This is a genomic window from Paucibacter sp. TC2R-5 (assembly GCF_025717605.1).
Classification (GTDB): Bacteria; Pseudomonadota; Gammaproteobacteria; order Burkholderiales; family Burkholderiaceae_C; genus Paucibacter_A; species Paucibacter_A albus.
Genome location: NZ_JAJIRQ010000009.1, coordinates 166,106 through 182,036, shown reverse-complemented (window position 1 = coordinate 182,036; position 15,931 = coordinate 166,106). Strand labels below are relative to the sequence as shown.

Genomic DNA, 15,931 nt, shown 5'->3' with positions numbered 1-15,931 from the left:
AACTCGTAATTAGAACGGAAAAGAAAATGAAGAAATCAATTTCCTTGACCACCTTGGCGCTCGGTTTGGCGCTTAGCCTTGGCGCGACCTTGAGTTTTGCGCAGAACCAGGCTGCTCCAGCCGCCAATGCCGCCCCGGCGGTTTGGAAATACAAGACCAAGCATCTGAACAAAGATGATGTGGATCAGCTCTTGAGCCAGCCCGACAAGATCGTCGTCCTTGATGTGCGGCGCCCCGACGAACTGATCAAGTACGGCAGCTTCCCGGTTTACCTGAACATCCAGAACAAGGATGTTGAAAAGCACCTGGCTTATTTGCCCAAGGACCGCGCCATCATCACCGTCTCCAACCATGCGCAGCGTGCCGGCGCCACCGGTGACTTGCTGAGCTCAAAAGGCTTCAATGTCGTGGGTGCCACCGGCTCGGAGGACTATGAGCAAGAAGGCGGCAAGGCCGTGGTGAAGATTACACCGCCACCGCCGCGCGTTGCTGCCAATGCAGCAGCCACCGCTGCAGCACCCGTAGCCGCAGTGGCCGCAGTCGCCAGCCCCAAGTAAACCAGGCCCAGGCCCAGGCCCAGGCCCAGGAGAATCCTGCGGGTCTGGCCGCACGCTATCGTCTCTATGAACGCCGATTCTCCCTACTTTTCTGAAGTGCTGGCCGCGCAGCCGGCCCAATCTGCGCACAAGCCAGAGGCCGCCCAGCCGCTTGAAGTCAGGCCCGCAGTGGCCGTGCGCTTGTGGGATTTGCCAACACGCCTCTTTCATTGGTCGCTTTTGCTGGCCGTAGCAGTGGCGATCACCACCGGCCTGATCGGCGGCAACTGGATGGACTTGCATGGCCAAGCGGGCTTAAGCATCGTCGGTTTGCTGACTTTCCGCCTGGTCTGGGGTTTCGTCGGCAACCGGCACGCGCGCTTTCGCAACTTTGTGCCCAGTCCGCAGCGCTTGCTGGCCTATCTGCAAGGGCGCTGGCAGGGTTTGGGCCACAACCCGCTGGGCGCGCTGTCGGTGCTGGCTTTGCTGGGCTTGCTTGCGGCCCAAGCCGTGACCGGTCTGCTCGGCTATGACGAGATTGCCTTCAGCGGCCCGCTGGCCGCCTTGGTCAGCGAAGAAACCTCGCTGCGCCTGACCGGACTGCACCATCAAATGTCCAATGCCTTGTTCGTCTTGATCGGCTTGCACATCGCCGCGATCGCGCTGCACGGCCTGCTGAAGAAAGACAATCTTGTCGGGCCGATGCTGAGCGGCATCAAGCAGGTGCGCAGCAAGAATCTGCAAGCCCAAGCCGCTGCGCCGCGCAGCGCGCTGGCGAGCCTGGCAAGCTTCAGTCTGGCTTTGGCAGTGGCCGCAGCAGCCACCTACTTAGCCAGCGGCGCCACGCTGCATGCACCAAGGCCTGCAAGCACTGCATTGACGGACAGCAGCTCTGCAGAGCCAGCTTTGCAAAGTAGAACCGCCCCGCCCGCAGCACCTGCCGCAAGCGCTGCTGCCACCAGCAGTTGGTGAGTCGGTCGGCATGACGCGATCTAGCAAACAACAAGATTTTCGTTAGGCAGCGCGTGATTTCTAAGGAGTGTCAACGTGCCTTGATTCAGCAAGTAGGCATTGGCCAAAAAATACAAAGACCGGCAAACGGGGGCCGCCGCCCCCCTTGCGCTGCAAGTCCTGGAGGCCATTGCATTGGCAGGGCCGGATGCAGATGGCGGGTCTGCAGCGATGTTGCGGCCTCACGCTCCAGGTCGGCTGCTGTCATTCGGAGGCGCAGTGGGTGGCGCCAGCACGGTGCCCATACCGGACATAGCCCGACCCATTTTGACTGACCCACTGAAGCCATTCAAGCAAGACGTCCGCAGGGTGAGGCGATGACAGGCATGCTCAGTAGGTGTGCGACTCCTCGACCACCGTCCTATGCCTGCGGAAGACCGAACGAAGCCTACATGCCGAAGAGTCGAAGATCACTAAGTTCATCTTCGCCCGGCTGATCCCGGTGTGGATCATCTCAGCGTCATCGTACGGCTTCCAGATGCAAAAACGCGGTCTTTGCTTCGACCTGAAACTGAGCTTCAAATGGCTACCGGATGTCAGGCCTATTGCGCATAGCCTAGGCTGCCATTGCCACAGCAAATGCGACAGCCTTGTCATGATTTGTCGCGTTTTGTCGCCAACGCGGAAGCCAGATCCGTAGACACTGTGCACGGGGCTTAAGGGGACCCTGGATTGCGATGCAAAGCGGCGCTCCGGACATGTTCTCACTTGAAGGCAACCTTCGCAATTGCCTCAGGCAAGGGCTTGCTCAAGTCGCACCGGGGAGAGGGCACGCAATCAAGATGTTCCAGTGCTGAATGTAAAGGGAAAGTTTCATGTCCGTTTTTTCTCGTGCTCTAGTGGCTGTTACGGCTTCGCTGTTGATCGCCCCGTTTGCAGCTGAGGCTGCGCCACAGACTTACGCAATCAAATTCAATGTCACGGAGGGTTCACTTGCGCCAACGGCGGGAACCTTCACCTACGACGCCGGAGTCGGCTTCAGTGCATTCACTCTGGTATGGGATGGGGTCACGTTTGATTTGACAGCGAGTTCGAACAATCCACGACTATCTTCAAAACGAGGCGTGATTTCCGTCGGTACAGCGGCTGACTCTTTTGCTCTGTTGAGCAATACCCTGCATCAGCCGCGAGGATACACGGGGTGGAGCGCTGATTACTATGCCCCCAACAGAGAATTCGGTTTCATGTCCAGGGCGGGAGGGCCTGAGGTGAATAGGTCTTTTGTATATTTTAGTGAAGTGGCATTAATCCCTCATGCCTACCCCTTCGACTACTATTCAATCGGGGAATTCAGCATCGCCGCAGTGCCCGAGCCACAAAGCTATGCAATGCTCCTCGCTGGTCTGGGCCTCATGGGCTTAGTTGCTCGCGGCCGCAGCAGCAAGTAGCAGTAATCGATTGACTTAGGCCTTTCGAAAGAACCGGCTCAAGTGGCCGGTTTTTTTAGGCGGGCAAGAGCGGTACTGCTGGCAACTCGCCGCCGGCCCCAATCCCGTATGACTACATCGGACACCGAGTTGCCAAGGAGTCATTGCCTCTGAAATTTTGCCGGCCTGCACTTGGTCGACGGCACGAACAAGCGCCGCACAGCTGACGTTCGGTTCGCCGACCGTTTTGGTCAACCGCGACTTACTGGCGCCGATGCGGCCTCACTGGAGCGGCGCCACCGTGCGTTCTATGCGTGGTAGCCAGTTGCCCTTGATATCCGCAGAGACTAAAACGCGCTCGGCGCGGCCGATGAGTGAGGCGCGCTGCACAAATCCGATGAAGCGAGAGTCTTCGCTGTTGTCCCGGTTATCGCCGAGCATGAAGTACTGTTCCATGGGAACCGTCATTGGTCCGAAGGACTTCTTGCTGCCAACGCGAGGCAGAAACTGCACAGCGCGACTGCTGCCGGCAACGCGCTCGGTAGCGCGTGCGGCCTGAAGGTTGAAGCCATAACCTACGGGCTCGCTGACGATAGTAACGTTGGTGTACTCGGCGGCGCTGCCGTTGATGAAGAGAATCTCATCTCGCATCTCAATGATGTCGCCAGGTATTGCGACAAGCCGCTTTATCAACCTTGTACCGTCTTTCGGTGACTTGAACGTCACGATCTCCCCGCGTTGCGGGTTACCGAGCTCTGCGACAGAGAGATCGGTGAGTGGGATTTTCAGATCGTAGGCAAGGCGGTTCACAAATACCACGTCGCCCTCAAGTATGGTTGGCCGCATGGAACCTGACGGGATCGGGTTCCAGTCGGCAATTGCCGTACGGAAGAAACCGAAGCAGATTAGGAAGACCAGAAAGCCGCGGTTGTTCTTGAGCCACTGTTTCATGATTACCCCGTGAGTAGAAGGGATCTGAGGAGCCTACGAGCAATTGCAAGTCTCGCACAGGAACAGCGCGAGGGTTCGGCGCACGGTGTTCGTAGTCGTGCCGCGGCAGATAAACGCTAACTGTTATGCAGCAGGCTAGGCAAAGCGGTAAGTCATTAAAAGGTTAGCAGGCCTGGAACGAGAGGCCGCATCATCGCCAGCAAGCTGACCTTGACCAAAACGGTCGGCGAACCGAAGGTCAGCTATGCGGCGCAAGTTCGAACTGCCGACCTGGCGCATGCCGGGCTTTTCGAGGGCCTGTGGGTGCGTGGGGACTCAGTGCCCGATGCTGCCGTTCACCTGCACTGCCCAGTCTGCCTTGATTTTGGGGCTTCCGATATTGGCGGCCGTCAAGGGTGTTTCAAGCATTTGTGGACTTTTGCAGAGAAGCCGTTTGGCGCGGGCGTCAGTGTTTATCCACGCCGCCCTGCGGCATACTACGGTTCGATGCCTGTAATTTGGCCTAGCGGCCCGTACATCCAAAAGAACCAACATGAGCGCCCACAACGCACCTATGCTGTCGCACGTAGGCATCTACGCCCGAGACGTCGAACGGATGGTTCGCTTCTACTCTGAGCTATTCAACTTGCGGGTAACGGACAGAGGCTGCGGGCGAACGTTCAAGAACGACCTCGTCTTCATGAGTGCTCACCCTAGTCATCATCATCAGTTGGTGATTTCATCGGGCCGTCCACCAGAGGCGACTTTCAGCACGGTAATGCAACTGTCCTTCAGGGCAGAGGCCATCGATGATTTACGTCGAATCGGAGCCGCGTCACCAGGAGTCGGCGCCACAAAGTTGATCACACTGAACCACGGAAACGCGCTGTCTCTGTACTTCAACGATCCCGAGGGAAATACAGTGGAGGTCTACTTTGAAACCCCCTTCTATGTCTCTCAACCGCATGGAGACCCACTAGACCTTTCAAAGTCGGATGCCGAACTCCTCTCGGAGACTGAAGCCAACTGCCGCGCTGACCCTTCGTTTATGACCGTAGAGCAATGGCAACGAAACTTCGGCCGTGTCAACTCAGAAACCTAACCAGCTATTAAACCGGACCTCAGGCTGGTTGATAAGCAATGTCAAATGGCAGTTACTTCTGCCATGGCGACGACTGCTCTGGGCACCGTGCTGGCAACCCCTCTGCGCATTCGTATTTCAGGAACTGGCTAGGTGAGAGTGGCCGCATCACCTCCAGTAAGCCGCCGTTGGCAAAAACGGTACCCCTGCGGCTTGACGCCGTCTACTCGGCGCTTGCAAAATGGCCGGCCTGTCTGACCCAATGCCGTGCGAATAAAGCGTTAAGGCTTGAGACAGTTGAGAGGCCCCGGGCTTGCTTTCACCGTCTTTTCGGGAGACCTTGCATGACGAACGAAATCACGCCGACCAGCCGCCTTCATCCACTGTTGACGCTGGACGCGAGGCCCACAGCGTTCGGCTTGGATGTGTCGAAAGCCGCGCTGCTTGTGATCGATATGCAAAACGATTTCGGCGCCGAGGGCGGCATGTTTGAGCGTGCCGGCATTGACATTTCGGCGATTCAGAAGGCCGTGCCGCCAACCGCCCAGGTGCTGGTGGCCGCACGAGCCTGCGGCATCCCTATCGTCTATCTGAAGATGGGGTTCAAGACCGATCTCTCGGATGTCGGGCCGCTGGATAGCCCCAACCACATGAGGCATCAGCTGATGGGCCTGGGTGCGATGGCCAAGGCGCCGAACGGCGACGAGAGTCGAGTCTTGATTCGGGACACTTGGAACACGGGCATCCTGCCCGCACTTGCGCCGCAGGCGGGCGACATCGTCCTCTACAAACATCGCTTCAGCGGCTTCTTCGAAACGGAGCTGCATGGCTTGCTGCAACAGCGCGGTATCAAGCAGTTGATCGTGACAGGGTGCACGACCAGCATCTGCGTCGAGTCGACCATTCGAGATGCGATGTTCAGAGACTATTCATGTGTCTTGCTGGAAGATTGCACGGCTGAACCACTCGGCAAAAACTTGCCCAGGAGCAATCACGAAGCTTCGTTGTTGACGATACAGGTCTTGCTCGGCTGGGTCTCGACGTCGGATAAATTCATACAGTCGATGCGCTAAGACGGCGAAGGCTACCGATCTCGGCGGCCGTCAAGTGACTTGGGCTTGAAGACGTGCTTTTTCCCCTTCCCGCACCCCTATCGTTAGGGCTTAGAACTGAACGGCCTTGAACATAACATCAAATCTTTATGGCGCGGACTTCGGCGTGAATCCACGCCGCCCTGCGGTCTGCACCACGTTGGACGTCACTACACAGCAGTGAGTCACCGAAGGAGGTTCTTATGTGCATCAGCTTTCCCCGCAAGCCCGGCTTGGTGCTTCTTGCCTGGTCGTTGGTCATCAGTGCGGTGTTCCTGATCAGCCCGGTCAGCGCGCAGATTGCAAGACTCGAGCTGCATGTGATCCAGACCCAGACCCCGACCGAGCAAGAGTTTCTGACCGGGAAGAAGGACGCCAAGCCGGCGACCATCAGCGGCGAGCTCCGCATCCCACGCGCCGGCACCGACCGGCTGCCGGCCGTGATCCTGCTTCACGGCTCGGGCGGCCCGTCAGGCCAGCAGGACAACTGGGCGCGCGAATTCGCCAGCCTCGGAGTCGCGACCTTCATTGTCGACAGTTTCACCGGCCGCGGCATCACCAGCACCCAGGACGACCAGGACCGGCTCAGCCGCTTGGCTCACATCGGCGACGCGTACCGCGCGCTCGAGGTGCTCGGCAAGCATCCCCGTATCGACCCGGCGCGGGTCGTCGTCATGGGTTTCTCGCGCGGTGGCGGAGCGGCTCACTACGCCGCTCTCAAGCGGTTCGCCGCGATGCACGGCCCGGCGGGCGGCCTCACGTTCGCCGGCTACATTGGGCTCTATCCGACCTGCAACCGGGACTTCATCGACGGGCTGGACGTGGCGGACAAGCCAATCCGCATCTTCCACGGCGTGGCGGACGACTACGTCCCCGCCGCCGAATGCCGCAGCTACGTCGAGCGCCTCAGGAAAGCCGGAAAGGACATCACGCTGACCGAGTACCCCGGTGCGCACCATGTCTTCGATAACCCGACACTCAAGAACCCAGTCAATCTCTCGCAGGCGCAGACGACGCGCGGCTGCCCCCGCCTGGAGGAGGTGCCGGGTGGTCGTGTCGTGAACAGCCAGACGAAGCAGCCGTTCACCTACGCGAGCGATCCGTGCGTCGAGCGTGGAGTCACTGTCGCCTACGATGCGCAGGCGCATGCAGAGGCGGTCAAGGCAATCAAAGAGTTCCTTATCGCAAGCTTGCAGCCAAAGTGACTGCGGTTTCAGGGTGACGCCCAACAGCACGTTCGAGCGGACCGTCCACCAGCGGCGCTGGCGGGTACACCCGCCGCCTGGCGGCTCGGCGGCAGCTCAACGTGGACGTTGAACGACAGCAATCGATCAATGCACTGAGCAAGGGGAATGGCCGCTTTGGGGTCTCGAACCGTTTGACGCAGGTCGGAAACGAATGTCGGTGATGGGCACGGAGTTGACCGCCGCCGGCTCGTTCGCCGTTTAAGCCAGCGGGCCCTGATGCCATTTCGCAGCTTGTGAAAGCTGTCGTTGGATCGGCCGACGCCTCATGCACCGATGGTCTCGCGTCGCTGATTTGTCGATCGGCAGCTTCGGGGGGTGCTGCAGACATTCGTCCAACGAAAAGCTCAATGACCGGTTTCGACCGCAGAGCTTGTTGGCTCGCCAAAATCGAGCGACTGCTGCCAGCCTTGAAACGACATAACTTACTAGGTCATCGGGTGTACTACATTGTGCACATCTGCATGGTTGGCGACATTTTCCTTGGCCGGCCAAGCGCTTGGGGATTTCGGATAAGAGCTTAAATATGTGGATCAAGCAGCCAAAGGAACAGGCCTGCGGTCCGGCGGCCACTGAGGCAACATCGCTGCGCAGCGAAATGGCCAAGCTCAAGGCAGCCTGCTGAACGCAACAAATAGACAGGCCGACCCTTGGGTCGGCCTTTTCTTGCTGAAGGGATGACCTAGCTCAGAAGCCACCGCCTTCATGGTGATGATCGGCATGCGGCGCCTCGACCTTGGGCTCGGGCAGCTCGGCCACGATGGCTTCGGTGCTGAGAATCAGGCTGGCGACAGAGGCCGCGTTCTGCAAAGCACTGCGCGTCACCTTGGCGGGGTCCAGCACGCCCTGCTCGACCAGATCGCCATACGTGCCATTGGCGGCGTTGAAGCCATCGTTGCCGCTGCCGGCCAATACCTTGGCCACCACGACCGAGGCCTCGCCGCCGGCATTGCTAACGATCTGCCGCAGCGGCTCCTCGATCGCGCGCAAGACCAGCTTGATGCCGGCGTCCTGGTCGGCGTTGTCGCCCTTGAGCTCACCCTTGGCCAAGAGCGCCTGGCGGGCGCGCAGCAAGGCCACGCCGCCGCCGGGCACGATGCCCTCTTCCACCGCGGCTCGCGTGGCGTGAAGTGCATCCTCGACGCGCGCCTTCTTTTCCTTCAGCTCCACTTCGGTGGCCGCGCCAACCTTGATGACGGCCACACCGCCGGCCAACTTGGCCACACGCTCTTGCAGCTTTTCGCGGTCATAGTCGCTGGTGGCATCGGTGATTTGCACCCGAATTTGCGCCACGCGGCCTTGGATTTCCTCGGCCTGACCGGCGCCGTCGATCAGTACCGTGTGCTCCTTGCCGACCTCGACCCGCGCGGCCTGGCCTAGCTCGGCTAGCGTCACCTTGTCGAGCGTCAGGCCGACTTCCTCGGCAATCAGTTTGCCGCCGGTCAGCACGGCGATGTCTTCCAGAATCGCCTTGCGGCGATCGCCAAAGCCCGGCGCCTTGACGGCCACGACCTTGAGCACACCGCGAATGCTGTTGACCACCAAAGTGGCCAGCGCTTCGCCTTCGACATCCTCGGCAATGATCAGCAAGGGACGGCCTGCCTTGGCCACCTCTTCCAGCGTGGGCAGCAGCTCGCGGATATTGCTGATTTTCTTGTCGAACAAGAGGATGAATGGCTGCTCTAGAACTGCGGTCTGCTGCTCGGGCTGGTTGATGAAGTACGGGCTCAGATAGCCGCGGTCAAACTGCAGGCCTTCCACCACATCGAGTTCGTTGTTCAGGCTCTTGCCGTCTTCCACGGTGATCACGCCTTCCTTGCCGACGCGGTCGATCGCATCGGCAATGATGCGGCCGATGTCATGGTCGGAGTTGGCCGAAATCGCGCCGACTTGGGCGATCTCTTTGGACGTGGTGGTGGGCTTGGCGATCAGCTTGATCTCGGCCACCAAGGCGATCACAGCCTTGTCGATGCCGCGCTTCAGATCAGCCGGGTTGAGGCCGGCGGCAACGTACTTAAAACCTTCGCGCACGATAGCCTGAGCCAGCACGGTGGCGGTGGTGGTGCCGTCACCGGCGTTGTCGCTGGTCTTGCTGGCGACTTCCTTGACCAACTGGGCGCCGATGTTCTCCAGGCGATCTCTCAACTCGATTTCCTTGGCGACCGAGACGCCGTCCTTGGTGACGGTGGGAGAGCCGTAGCTGCGCTCCAACACGACGTTACGGCCTTTGGGGCCCAGCGTGACCTTGACCGCGTCAGCCAAGACATTGACACCGCGAACGATCTTGGCGCGGGCGTCGTCACCGAATACAACTTGTTTTGCTGCCATTTGTTTTCTCTCTTGAATCTCTAAAAATTAAGTCACTTACTCGATCACAGCAAAGACGTCTTCTTCGCGCAGCACCAGCAATTCGTCGCCGTCCAGTTTGATGGTTTGGCCGGCGTACTTGCCGAACAAGACTTGATCGCCGGCCTTCAGGCTCAAGGCCTGGCGTACGCCGTTGTCGAGCAATTTGCCAGGGCCGACGGCCAGCACTTCGCCCTGTTCGGGCTTTTCGCCGGCACTGTCGGGAATGAAGATGCCAGAGGCGGTCTTGGTTTCGGCGTCCCGGCGCTTGATCAGCACTCGGTCATTCAAGGGACGGATGGACATGCTTGAGGCTCCTTCAATAAATCGATAGTGGGAAAGCCTGGATGCTGGCAGCGCGCCAGCCTCGCCACAAGGAAGCAAAGCGCGCAAGCATCTGCGGAAATCTTGTGAACCACGGCGGCCTGCTGTCCGGCGGTTTGATATTCGCTTTTCAACTATGAATGGGCGCAATCGGCAGTTCCAGGCATGCCCTCAAGTTCTTAAGCTGACGGCACTCTCACTTCAATTCAAAGCGCCCGCCGAAAGCTTGCTGGCCGGCGCGGGAAGGTTCTGCCACATCATGTCAGCCGTACTCGAAAGTCCCTTGCTCAGCCCCGAACTGCGTCAAGTCTTAGAAGCCGCCGAGCAACAGGCCGGCGCTGAGGGCCTGGCCTTTGCAGGCAGCCTGCCGCCTCAACAGGCTTGGGCCCTGGTGCAAGCCGGGGCGGCCACGCTGGTGGATGTGCGCTCGCCTGAAGAATACAAATTTGTCGGCCATGTGCCGGGCAGCGTGTTGGTGCCCTGGGCCAGCGGCACCAGCCTGACCCGTAACCCACGATTCACACGGGAGCTGGAGACCAAGCTCGGCGGCAAGCATTCGCTGGTCTTGCTGCTGTGCCGCAGCGGCAAGCGCTCGGCGCTGGCGGCCGAAGCCGCAGCGAAGGCCGGTTTCCAACGCGTCTTCAATGTGCAAGAAGGCTTCGAGGGCGAGCTCAACGAAGCCGACCAACGCGGCCATTGCGACGGCTGGCGGGTTCGTGGCCTGCCTTGGAGCCAAGACTGATGAGCGCGCAATTACAAGCTTTGCAGGCAGCGCCTAATTCGTCCAAAGCGCCCGCCGACGGCGATTTGCAACTCGACGGCGTGGTCGCCGCGCTGCGCCGCGCCCGCCATGATTGGCGCGAACAGCAGCTGCGCCCACGCGAACCGGGCGGCCGCGAACTGCCTTCGGCGCAGGCATTGGGCACCATCGTTGAAGGCCTGCGCGGCGCGCTGTTCCCAATGCGCCTGGGGCCACCTGATTTGCGGCATGACGGCGAGGACTTTTTCGTTGGCCATACTCTGCACACCCAGTTGCATGCATTGCGCGCCCAGATATTGCTGGAGTTACGCTATGTAGATCGCCATTCAGGGCGCGCCGGCCCGGGCAAGCCGGAAGCCGATTTGGAGCATTTGGCCTCTGCGTTGACGCGCGAATTTGGACAGAAGCTGGCGCCAATCCGGCGCTTGCTCGACAGCGATGTGATGGCCGCCTTTGACGGTGACCCGGCCGCCCGCAGCGTCGACGAGGTGCTGCTTTGCTATCCCGGCATCACCGCGATGATTCACCACCGGCTAGCGCACGCGCTTTACGGGCTGGGCGTGCCGCTGCTGGCGCGCATCGTGGCGGAGCTGGCGCACGCCAGCACCGGCATCGACATCCATCCCGGCGCTCGCATCGGCGCGGGGCTTTTCATCGACCATGGCACGGGTGTCGTCATCGGTGAGACCGCCGTGATCGGCGAGCGGGTTCGTATTTACCAAGCGGTGACCTTGGGCGCACGCAGCTTCCCCGTCGACGCCGAGGGCCATGTGCAAAAGGGTTTGCCACGCCATCCGGTCGTCGAAGACGAGGTGGTGATTTACGCGGGCGCCACGATTCTCGGGCGCATCACCATTGGGCGCGGCGCCACGATTGGCGGCAATGTCTGGGTCACGCGCAGCGTGCCGGCCGGCAGCCACATCAGTCAAGCCAACTCGCAAAGTGAGTCCCAAGCCTGAGATCAACAGCTTGCCCGTTCCTTAGACGATCAGTTAACCATTTACCTACCACCACCCCAGGAGAAGCCCCATGGCCGAAAGCCAAGAAGCCCAATTGGCGCTCAGCGATTCCGCTGCGCGTCAGTTAGCCAATGCCACCAAGACCGTTCCGCAGCTGGAGACCATCAGCCCACGCTGGCTTGTGCATCTGCTGCAATGGCTGCCGGTCGAGGCTGGCATCTACCGCCTCAACAAGGTCAAGAACGCCAAGGACATCCGCGTTACTTGCGCCAAGCGCGACGAGAGCGAGCTGCCGCAGACCTTTGTCGACTACGAAGACAAGCCGCGCGAGTATTTCCTCAATGCCGTCTCCACGGTCTTGGACGTGCACACCCGCGTGTCCGACCTCTACAGCAGCCCGCATGATCAGATCAAGGAGCAACTGCGCCTGACCATCGAGATCATCAAGGAGCGCCAGGAGTCCGAGCTGATCAACAACCCCGATTACGGCCTGCTGTCGTCCGTTGCACCGGATCAGATCATCTATCCGCTGACCGGCGCGCCTACACCCGATGATCTGGACGAGCTGCTGACCAAGGTCTGGAAAGAGCCGGCCTTCTTCCTGACCCACCCGTTGGTGATCGCAGCCTTTGGCCGCGAATGCACCCGCCGCGGTGTGCCGCCGCCGACTGTCAGCTTGTTTGGCTCGCAATTCCTGACCTGGCGCGGCGTGCCACTGGTGCCCTCCGACAAGGTGCCGGTGGCTGATGGCAAGAGCAAGATTTTGTTGATCCGCGTCGGCGAAAAGCGCCAAGGCGTGGTCGGCCTGTTCCAGCCCGGCCTGGCCGGCGAACAAAGCCCGGGTCTGTCGGTGCGCTTCATGGGCATCAACCGCAACGCGATCGCCTCCTACCTGATCTCGCTGTATTGCTCGCTGGCTGTGCAGAGCGATGACGCCCTGGCCCTCTTGGATGATGTGGAGATCGGCAAATACCATGAGTATCCAGATACCTACAAGTGACAGCGCAAGCCTGAACTTGCCGGATGTGGGGCTCTTGAGCCGCTTGGCCGGTGAATTCTTCGCCGCGCTGCCCAATGGCGATCCTGGGCCTAACTTTGTGGCTCAGGCCGCGCCAGCCAAGCCCGATCAAGACCTGGATCTGCGCGAGGATGTGTCGCCGCAGTTGGAAGCAGCGCCGGCCGGTCAAGCGCATGCCGCTCAAGCGCCGCGTCAGGGCGGCGTGGCGCAGGGCGTGCCCGAAGCCTATGCGGCGGCGCTGCCGTCCGTCCTGCCTTCGACCTCACACCCCAAAGAACCGCAAGCGGGCGGTGCACCGGCGAGTTCATCGCCGGGCGGCTACTACTTCGTCAACGAGGCCACGCATCCGATCACGGCTGCGGCGGCTCCCTTGCCGGAGCCGGAAGACCGCATCAGTGCCCAAGCTTTTGGTCTGCCGGGCCAGGATACGCTGAGGGCCCTGCTTGGCAACGTGCGCAGCAGCCAGCCTGGTACTACCGAGCTGAGCGGCAAGCGGGATGAGTCCGGCCGCTACTACTTTGTGCAGCCCGGTCAGGTGCAGGAGCACGAGTCGCGCGCCGGTGCGCCGCAGACACAGCCGCGCAGTGCGCCCGGCGGCTTCGATGTGCAGGCGGTGCGGCGCGACTTCCCCATCTTGCAGGAGCGAGTCAAAGGCAAGCAACTGGTCTGGCTGGACAACGCGGCGACCACGCAAAAGCCCCGCCAGGTGATTGAGCGGCTCTCGTATTTCTACGAACACGAGAACAGCAATATCCACCGGGCTGCGCATGAGCTGGCGGCACGGGCTACCGACGCCTATGAAGGCGCGCGCGACACCGTGGCGCGCTTTCTGGGGGCCGCCTCGAGCGAAGAAATCATCTTCGTGCGCGGCGCCACCGAAGGCATCAATCTGGTCGCCAAGAGCTGGGGCGCCAAGTACATCGGTGCCGGCGACGAGATCATCGTCTCGCACCTAGAGCATCACGCCAATATCGTGCCCTGGCAGCAGCTGGCGGCCGAAAAAGGAGCCAAGCTGCGGGTGATTCCGGTGGATGACACGGGGCAAGTCCTGCTGGACGAGTACCGCAAGCTGCTCAATCCGCGCACGAAGTTGGTGGCGGTGACGCATGTCTCCAACGCTTTGGGCACGATCACGCCGATCCAAGAGATCGTGGCACTGGCCAAAGCCGCCGGCGTTCGCACGCTTGTGGACGCGGCGCAGTCGGTCTCGCATCTGCGTGTCAATGTGCAGACCTTGGGCGCTGACTTCCTGGTCTTCTCGGGCCACAAGGTGTTCGCGCCGACCGGCATCGGCGTCGTCTACGGCCGCCGCGAAGTGCTGGAGGAGACACCGCCTTGGCAGGGTGGCGGCAATATGATTGCTGACGTCACGTTTGAGCGCACGGTATTCAACCCACCTCCCTCGCGCTTCGAGGCCGGAACAGGCAATATCGCCGACGCGGTGGGTCTGGGAGCTGCCTTGGACTATCTGCAAAAACTCGGCCTGGAAAACGTCGCCAAGTACGAGCATGACCTGCTGGACTATGCGACTCACCAACTGCTGCAGATCCCCAAGGTCCGGCTGATCGGCACGGCCTTGCGCAAAACCAGCGTCTTGTCCTTCGTGATCCCCGGTCACAAGACCGAAGACATTGGCCGGGCGCTGAACGAGGAAGGTATCGCGGTGCGCTCAGGCCACCACTGCGCCCAACCGATTCTGCGCCGCTTCGGCCTGGAAGCGACGGTGCGCCCGTCCCTCGCCTTCTACAACACCTGCGAAGAGATCGACCATCTCGCGGCTGTGGTGCGAAGGATTGCCGGGCGCTGAGCAAAGCTCGACACAAATGGCGGCAATGCCATTCAGGGCGGCGAGTGCGAGCTCAGCCGCCCTCTTCTTTTTCAACAATCAACAGCGCAAGCTCCCCTGTCAAGTAGACGGTCGATGACGGGGTGTTCAAATCAAAGCTGTCGCGCCGGAATTGCAAAGGGGCCTCATCGACCCAAGAGCCGATTGCTCTATCTAACATTTGATAGACGCGTCAAGGTACCCCATCGTTTGTACCGCGAAATGACAAAGCTACCGGGCCGTGGAAGCCTACGGAGTTGACCGCCAAAGGGCTAGCTTACCGCTCTGGTGGCGGATTTCCGTGCGGCGCTATCGACGGCCTCAATGAAATTCAGTGCGCGCGTGCTCCATGATCTCCATGACGCGGGCGTTCGTTGCTGCGTCAGACGCGTGGCACGCCTGATGCGTCAAGCCAAACTGCGTTCCCTGCGGGCTAGAAGCACGCGCATTTGCGACGCGGGGAGACCACCGATGTCGCGCTAATCCGAAGCAAACGCAACACCAGTTCAAACGAATGAGGAACTTTCTAGACATTCAGCAAAAGCAAACGCAACGCTGGACTCGGATCGCGAAATGCAACGGACTTGGCGCAGATTTCGCCGTTTCTTCTGAGGGGGCAAGCGCAACAGCGAACCCGAAGTACCTAGTAACGCCAAACCCGGTACTTGTCGAGGTGTTGCGTTATCAGGGCCGGCACCAAGAACAAGCAAATCGCTCGCAAGAGCCAGATGGCGCCTCGCCACTAGCGCCGCTTTTGTGCATAGCCAGCGGCGCGGAACCCTGTCAACTGTTCTTGACGAACCATCCACGACGCAGAATCACCCCAGTCGATTCCATGGTGTCTGCACCGCGCAGAACACGTCCGCAGCCGCGCAAGCTTCGTCGATCAAGGCCGCTTCATCCACCCAGGCAGGCGCATGCACCAGGCCGACCGGCGTGGCGGCAAGAATCTGCTGCCGCTCGGGGCGCAGCGCGTACCACTGGCTACGGCTGCGCGGGCGCATGCCTATCCAACTGCGGCTGCCGCGCTCGACATCGATCAAGCCAGCCGCCCAGGCCCAAGCAAAGTCAAGGCCCCCTGCTCCTCGTCGCGGCCCCTGCTCCATATCCTGAACCGGGCAATGCAAAAGACCGAACTGCGGCTCGCTGGTCAAACCATGCCGCCCACTGACCACCGGCCGCAGCTCCAAGCTTGGTATGGCCGCTCCCGACGGTTTCGAGAAGGTATGAAACACCGCAGGGGGCAACACGCCCCTGGCCGGCGCCACTGAAGGCTGCCAAGCGCGCAGAGTTCCGCCACGCTGCTGGAGCAAGTCAAACGCATCCACCATCAAAGCGCTTAGCCCGCCGACGGCAAAACGCTGACCGGATTGAGCGAAATTACAGCGATCCAAGAGTCGCTGTTTGCAGCTCCGGATGTAAGCCCGCCAAGCCCCTGC

The 15,931-nt window shown here is 60.7% G+C and carries 15 protein-coding genes; 11 read left to right on the top strand and 4 right to left on the bottom strand.

What is annotated here, in order from left to right; translation table 11 throughout:
- Positions 1-26: 26 nt before the first annotated feature.
- The 3 genes from LNV08_RS19995 (at position 27) to LNV08_RS19985 (ending at position 2,935) form a co-directional block, all read left to right on the top strand.
- Positions 27-557: a rhodanese-like domain-containing protein gene (locus tag LNV08_RS19995; protein WP_263535496.1), complete on the top strand. Its 531-nt coding sequence runs from the start codon at positions 27-29 to the stop codon at positions 555-557.
- A gap of 66 nt (positions 558-623) precedes the next feature.
- Positions 624-1,508: a cytochrome b/b6 domain-containing protein gene (locus LNV08_RS19990; protein WP_263535495.1), complete on the top strand. Its 885-nt coding sequence runs from the start codon at positions 624-626 to the stop codon at positions 1,506-1,508.
- Between the two features lie 854 nt (positions 1,509-2,362).
- Positions 2,363-2,935, top strand: coding sequence for a PEP-CTERM sorting domain-containing protein (locus LNV08_RS19985; RefSeq protein WP_263535494.1), 573 nt, complete (start codon positions 2,363-2,365; stop codon positions 2,933-2,935).
- Positions 2,936-3,196: 261 nt separating this feature from the next.
- Here the strand turns inward: LNV08_RS19985 and lepB are convergent, their stop codons facing one another.
- Complete coding sequence (gene lepB / locus LNV08_RS19980; RefSeq protein WP_263535493.1) at positions 3,197-3,865, bottom strand: signal peptidase I; 669 nt, start codon at positions 3,863-3,865, stop codon at positions 3,197-3,199.
- A gap of 532 nt (positions 3,866-4,397) precedes the next feature.
- On the opposite strand from lepB, the gene LNV08_RS19975 reads away from it, so the two are divergent.
- The 3 genes from LNV08_RS19975 (at position 4,398) to LNV08_RS19965 (ending at position 7,221) form a co-directional block, all read left to right on the top strand.
- Positions 4,398-4,946, top strand: a complete 549-nt coding sequence (locus LNV08_RS19975; protein ID WP_263535492.1) for a VOC family protein — start codon at positions 4,398-4,400, stop codon at positions 4,944-4,946.
- Between the two features lie 323 nt (positions 4,947-5,269).
- Positions 5,270-5,998, top strand: coding sequence for a cysteine hydrolase family protein (locus LNV08_RS19970; RefSeq protein ID WP_263535491.1), 729 nt, complete (start codon positions 5,270-5,272; stop codon positions 5,996-5,998).
- A gap of 221 nt (positions 5,999-6,219) precedes the next feature.
- Complete coding sequence (locus tag LNV08_RS19965; RefSeq protein WP_263535490.1) at positions 6,220-7,221, top strand: dienelactone hydrolase family protein; 1,002 nt, start codon at positions 6,220-6,222, stop codon at positions 7,219-7,221.
- A 726-nt stretch (positions 7,222-7,947) separates the two neighbouring features.
- Here the strand turns inward: LNV08_RS19965 and groL are convergent.
- On the bottom strand, positions 7,948-9,588 hold the full coding sequence (gene groL / locus LNV08_RS19960) for a chaperonin GroEL (protein ID WP_263535489.1): 1,641 nt from the start codon (positions 9,586-9,588) through the stop codon (positions 7,948-7,950).
- Between the two features lie 36 nt (positions 9,589-9,624).
- Positions 9,625-9,912: a co-chaperone GroES gene (locus LNV08_RS19955; RefSeq protein ID WP_263535488.1), complete on the bottom strand. Its 288-nt coding sequence runs from the start codon at positions 9,910-9,912 to the stop codon at positions 9,625-9,627.
- 277 nt (positions 9,913-10,189) lie between these two features.
- Between LNV08_RS19955 and LNV08_RS19950 the strand changes: the two genes are divergently transcribed.
- The 5 genes from LNV08_RS19950 (at position 10,190) to LNV08_RS23215 (ending at position 14,975) form a co-directional block, all read left to right on the top strand.
- Positions 10,190-10,672 carry a rhodanese-like domain-containing protein gene (locus tag LNV08_RS19950; protein WP_263535487.1) on the top strand — a complete coding sequence of 161 codons (483 nt, stop codon included), beginning with the start codon at positions 10,190-10,192 and terminating at the stop codon, positions 10,670-10,672.
- Positions 10,672-11,649, top strand: a complete 978-nt coding sequence (epsC, locus tag LNV08_RS19945) for a serine O-acetyltransferase EpsC (protein WP_263535486.1) — start codon at positions 10,672-10,674, stop codon at positions 11,647-11,649. The genes LNV08_RS19950 and epsC overlap by 1 nt, the downstream gene beginning before the upstream one ends.
- Positions 11,650-11,719: 70 nt before the next feature.
- Positions 11,720-12,649, top strand: coding sequence for a family 2A encapsulin nanocompartment shell protein (locus tag LNV08_RS19940; RefSeq protein WP_263535485.1), 930 nt, complete (start codon positions 11,720-11,722; stop codon positions 12,647-12,649).
- On the top strand, positions 12,624-14,474 hold the full coding sequence (locus LNV08_RS19935) for a family 2A encapsulin nanocompartment cargo protein cysteine desulfurase (protein ID WP_263535484.1): 1,851 nt from the start codon (positions 12,624-12,626) through the stop codon (positions 14,472-14,474). Before LNV08_RS19940 ends, LNV08_RS19935 begins: the two co-directional genes overlap by 26 nt.
- A gap of 342 nt (positions 14,475-14,816) precedes the next feature.
- The gene (locus tag LNV08_RS23215; protein ID WP_414858773.1) at positions 14,817-14,975 is read left to right on the top strand and encodes an IS3 family transposase; all 159 of its coding nucleotides are present in this window, start codon (positions 14,817-14,819) and stop codon (positions 14,973-14,975) included.
- Positions 14,976-15,310: 335 nt separating this feature from the next.
- Here the strand turns inward: LNV08_RS23215 and LNV08_RS19930 are convergent, their stop codons facing one another.
- A complete protein-coding gene (locus LNV08_RS19930; RefSeq protein WP_263535483.1) occupies positions 15,311-15,886 on the bottom strand; it encodes a hypothetical protein in 576 nt (191 codons plus the stop codon).
- Between the last annotated feature and the right edge of the window lie 45 nt (positions 15,887-15,931).

Bases quoted from the DNA above. Each gene is read 5' to 3' on its own strand.
- LNV08_RS19995 (WP_263535496.1), top strand. From the start codon at position 27: ATGAAGAAATCAATTTCCTTGACCACCTTGGCGCTCGGTTTGGCGCTT.
- LNV08_RS19975 (WP_263535492.1), top strand. From the start codon at position 4,398: ATGAGCGCCCACAACGCACCTATGCTGTCGCACGTAGGCATCTACGCC.
- LNV08_RS19955 (WP_263535488.1), bottom strand. From the start codon at position 9,912: ATGTCCATCCGTCCCTTGAATGACCGAGTGCTGATCAAGCGCCGGGAC.
- LNV08_RS19970 (WP_263535491.1), top strand. From the start codon at position 5,270: ATGACGAACGAAATCACGCCGACCAGCCGCCTTCATCCACTGTTGACG.
- groL (WP_263535489.1), bottom strand. From the start codon at position 9,588: ATGGCAGCAAAACAAGTTGTATTCGGTGACGACGCCCGCGCCAAGATC.
- LNV08_RS19935 (WP_263535484.1), top strand. From the start codon at position 12,624: ATGAGTATCCAGATACCTACAAGTGACAGCGCAAGCCTGAACTTGCCG.
- LNV08_RS19990 (WP_263535495.1), top strand. From the start codon at position 624: ATGAACGCCGATTCTCCCTACTTTTCTGAAGTGCTGGCCGCGCAGCCG.
- LNV08_RS19965 (WP_263535490.1), top strand. From the start codon at position 6,220: ATGTGCATCAGCTTTCCCCGCAAGCCCGGCTTGGTGCTTCTTGCCTGG.
- epsC (WP_263535486.1), top strand. From the start codon at position 10,672: ATGAGCGCGCAATTACAAGCTTTGCAGGCAGCGCCTAATTCGTCCAAA.
- LNV08_RS19940 (WP_263535485.1), top strand. From the start codon at position 11,720: ATGGCCGAAAGCCAAGAAGCCCAATTGGCGCTCAGCGATTCCGCTGCG.
- LNV08_RS19950 (WP_263535487.1), top strand. From the start codon at position 10,190: ATGTCAGCCGTACTCGAAAGTCCCTTGCTCAGCCCCGAACTGCGTCAA.
- LNV08_RS19985 (WP_263535494.1), top strand. From the start codon at position 2,363: ATGTCCGTTTTTTCTCGTGCTCTAGTGGCTGTTACGGCTTCGCTGTTG.
- lepB (WP_263535493.1), bottom strand. From the start codon at position 3,865: ATGAAACAGTGGCTCAAGAACAACCGCGGCTTTCTGGTCTTCCTAATC.
- LNV08_RS23215 (WP_414858773.1), top strand. From the start codon at position 14,817: ATGAAATTCAGTGCGCGCGTGCTCCATGATCTCCATGACGCGGGCGTT.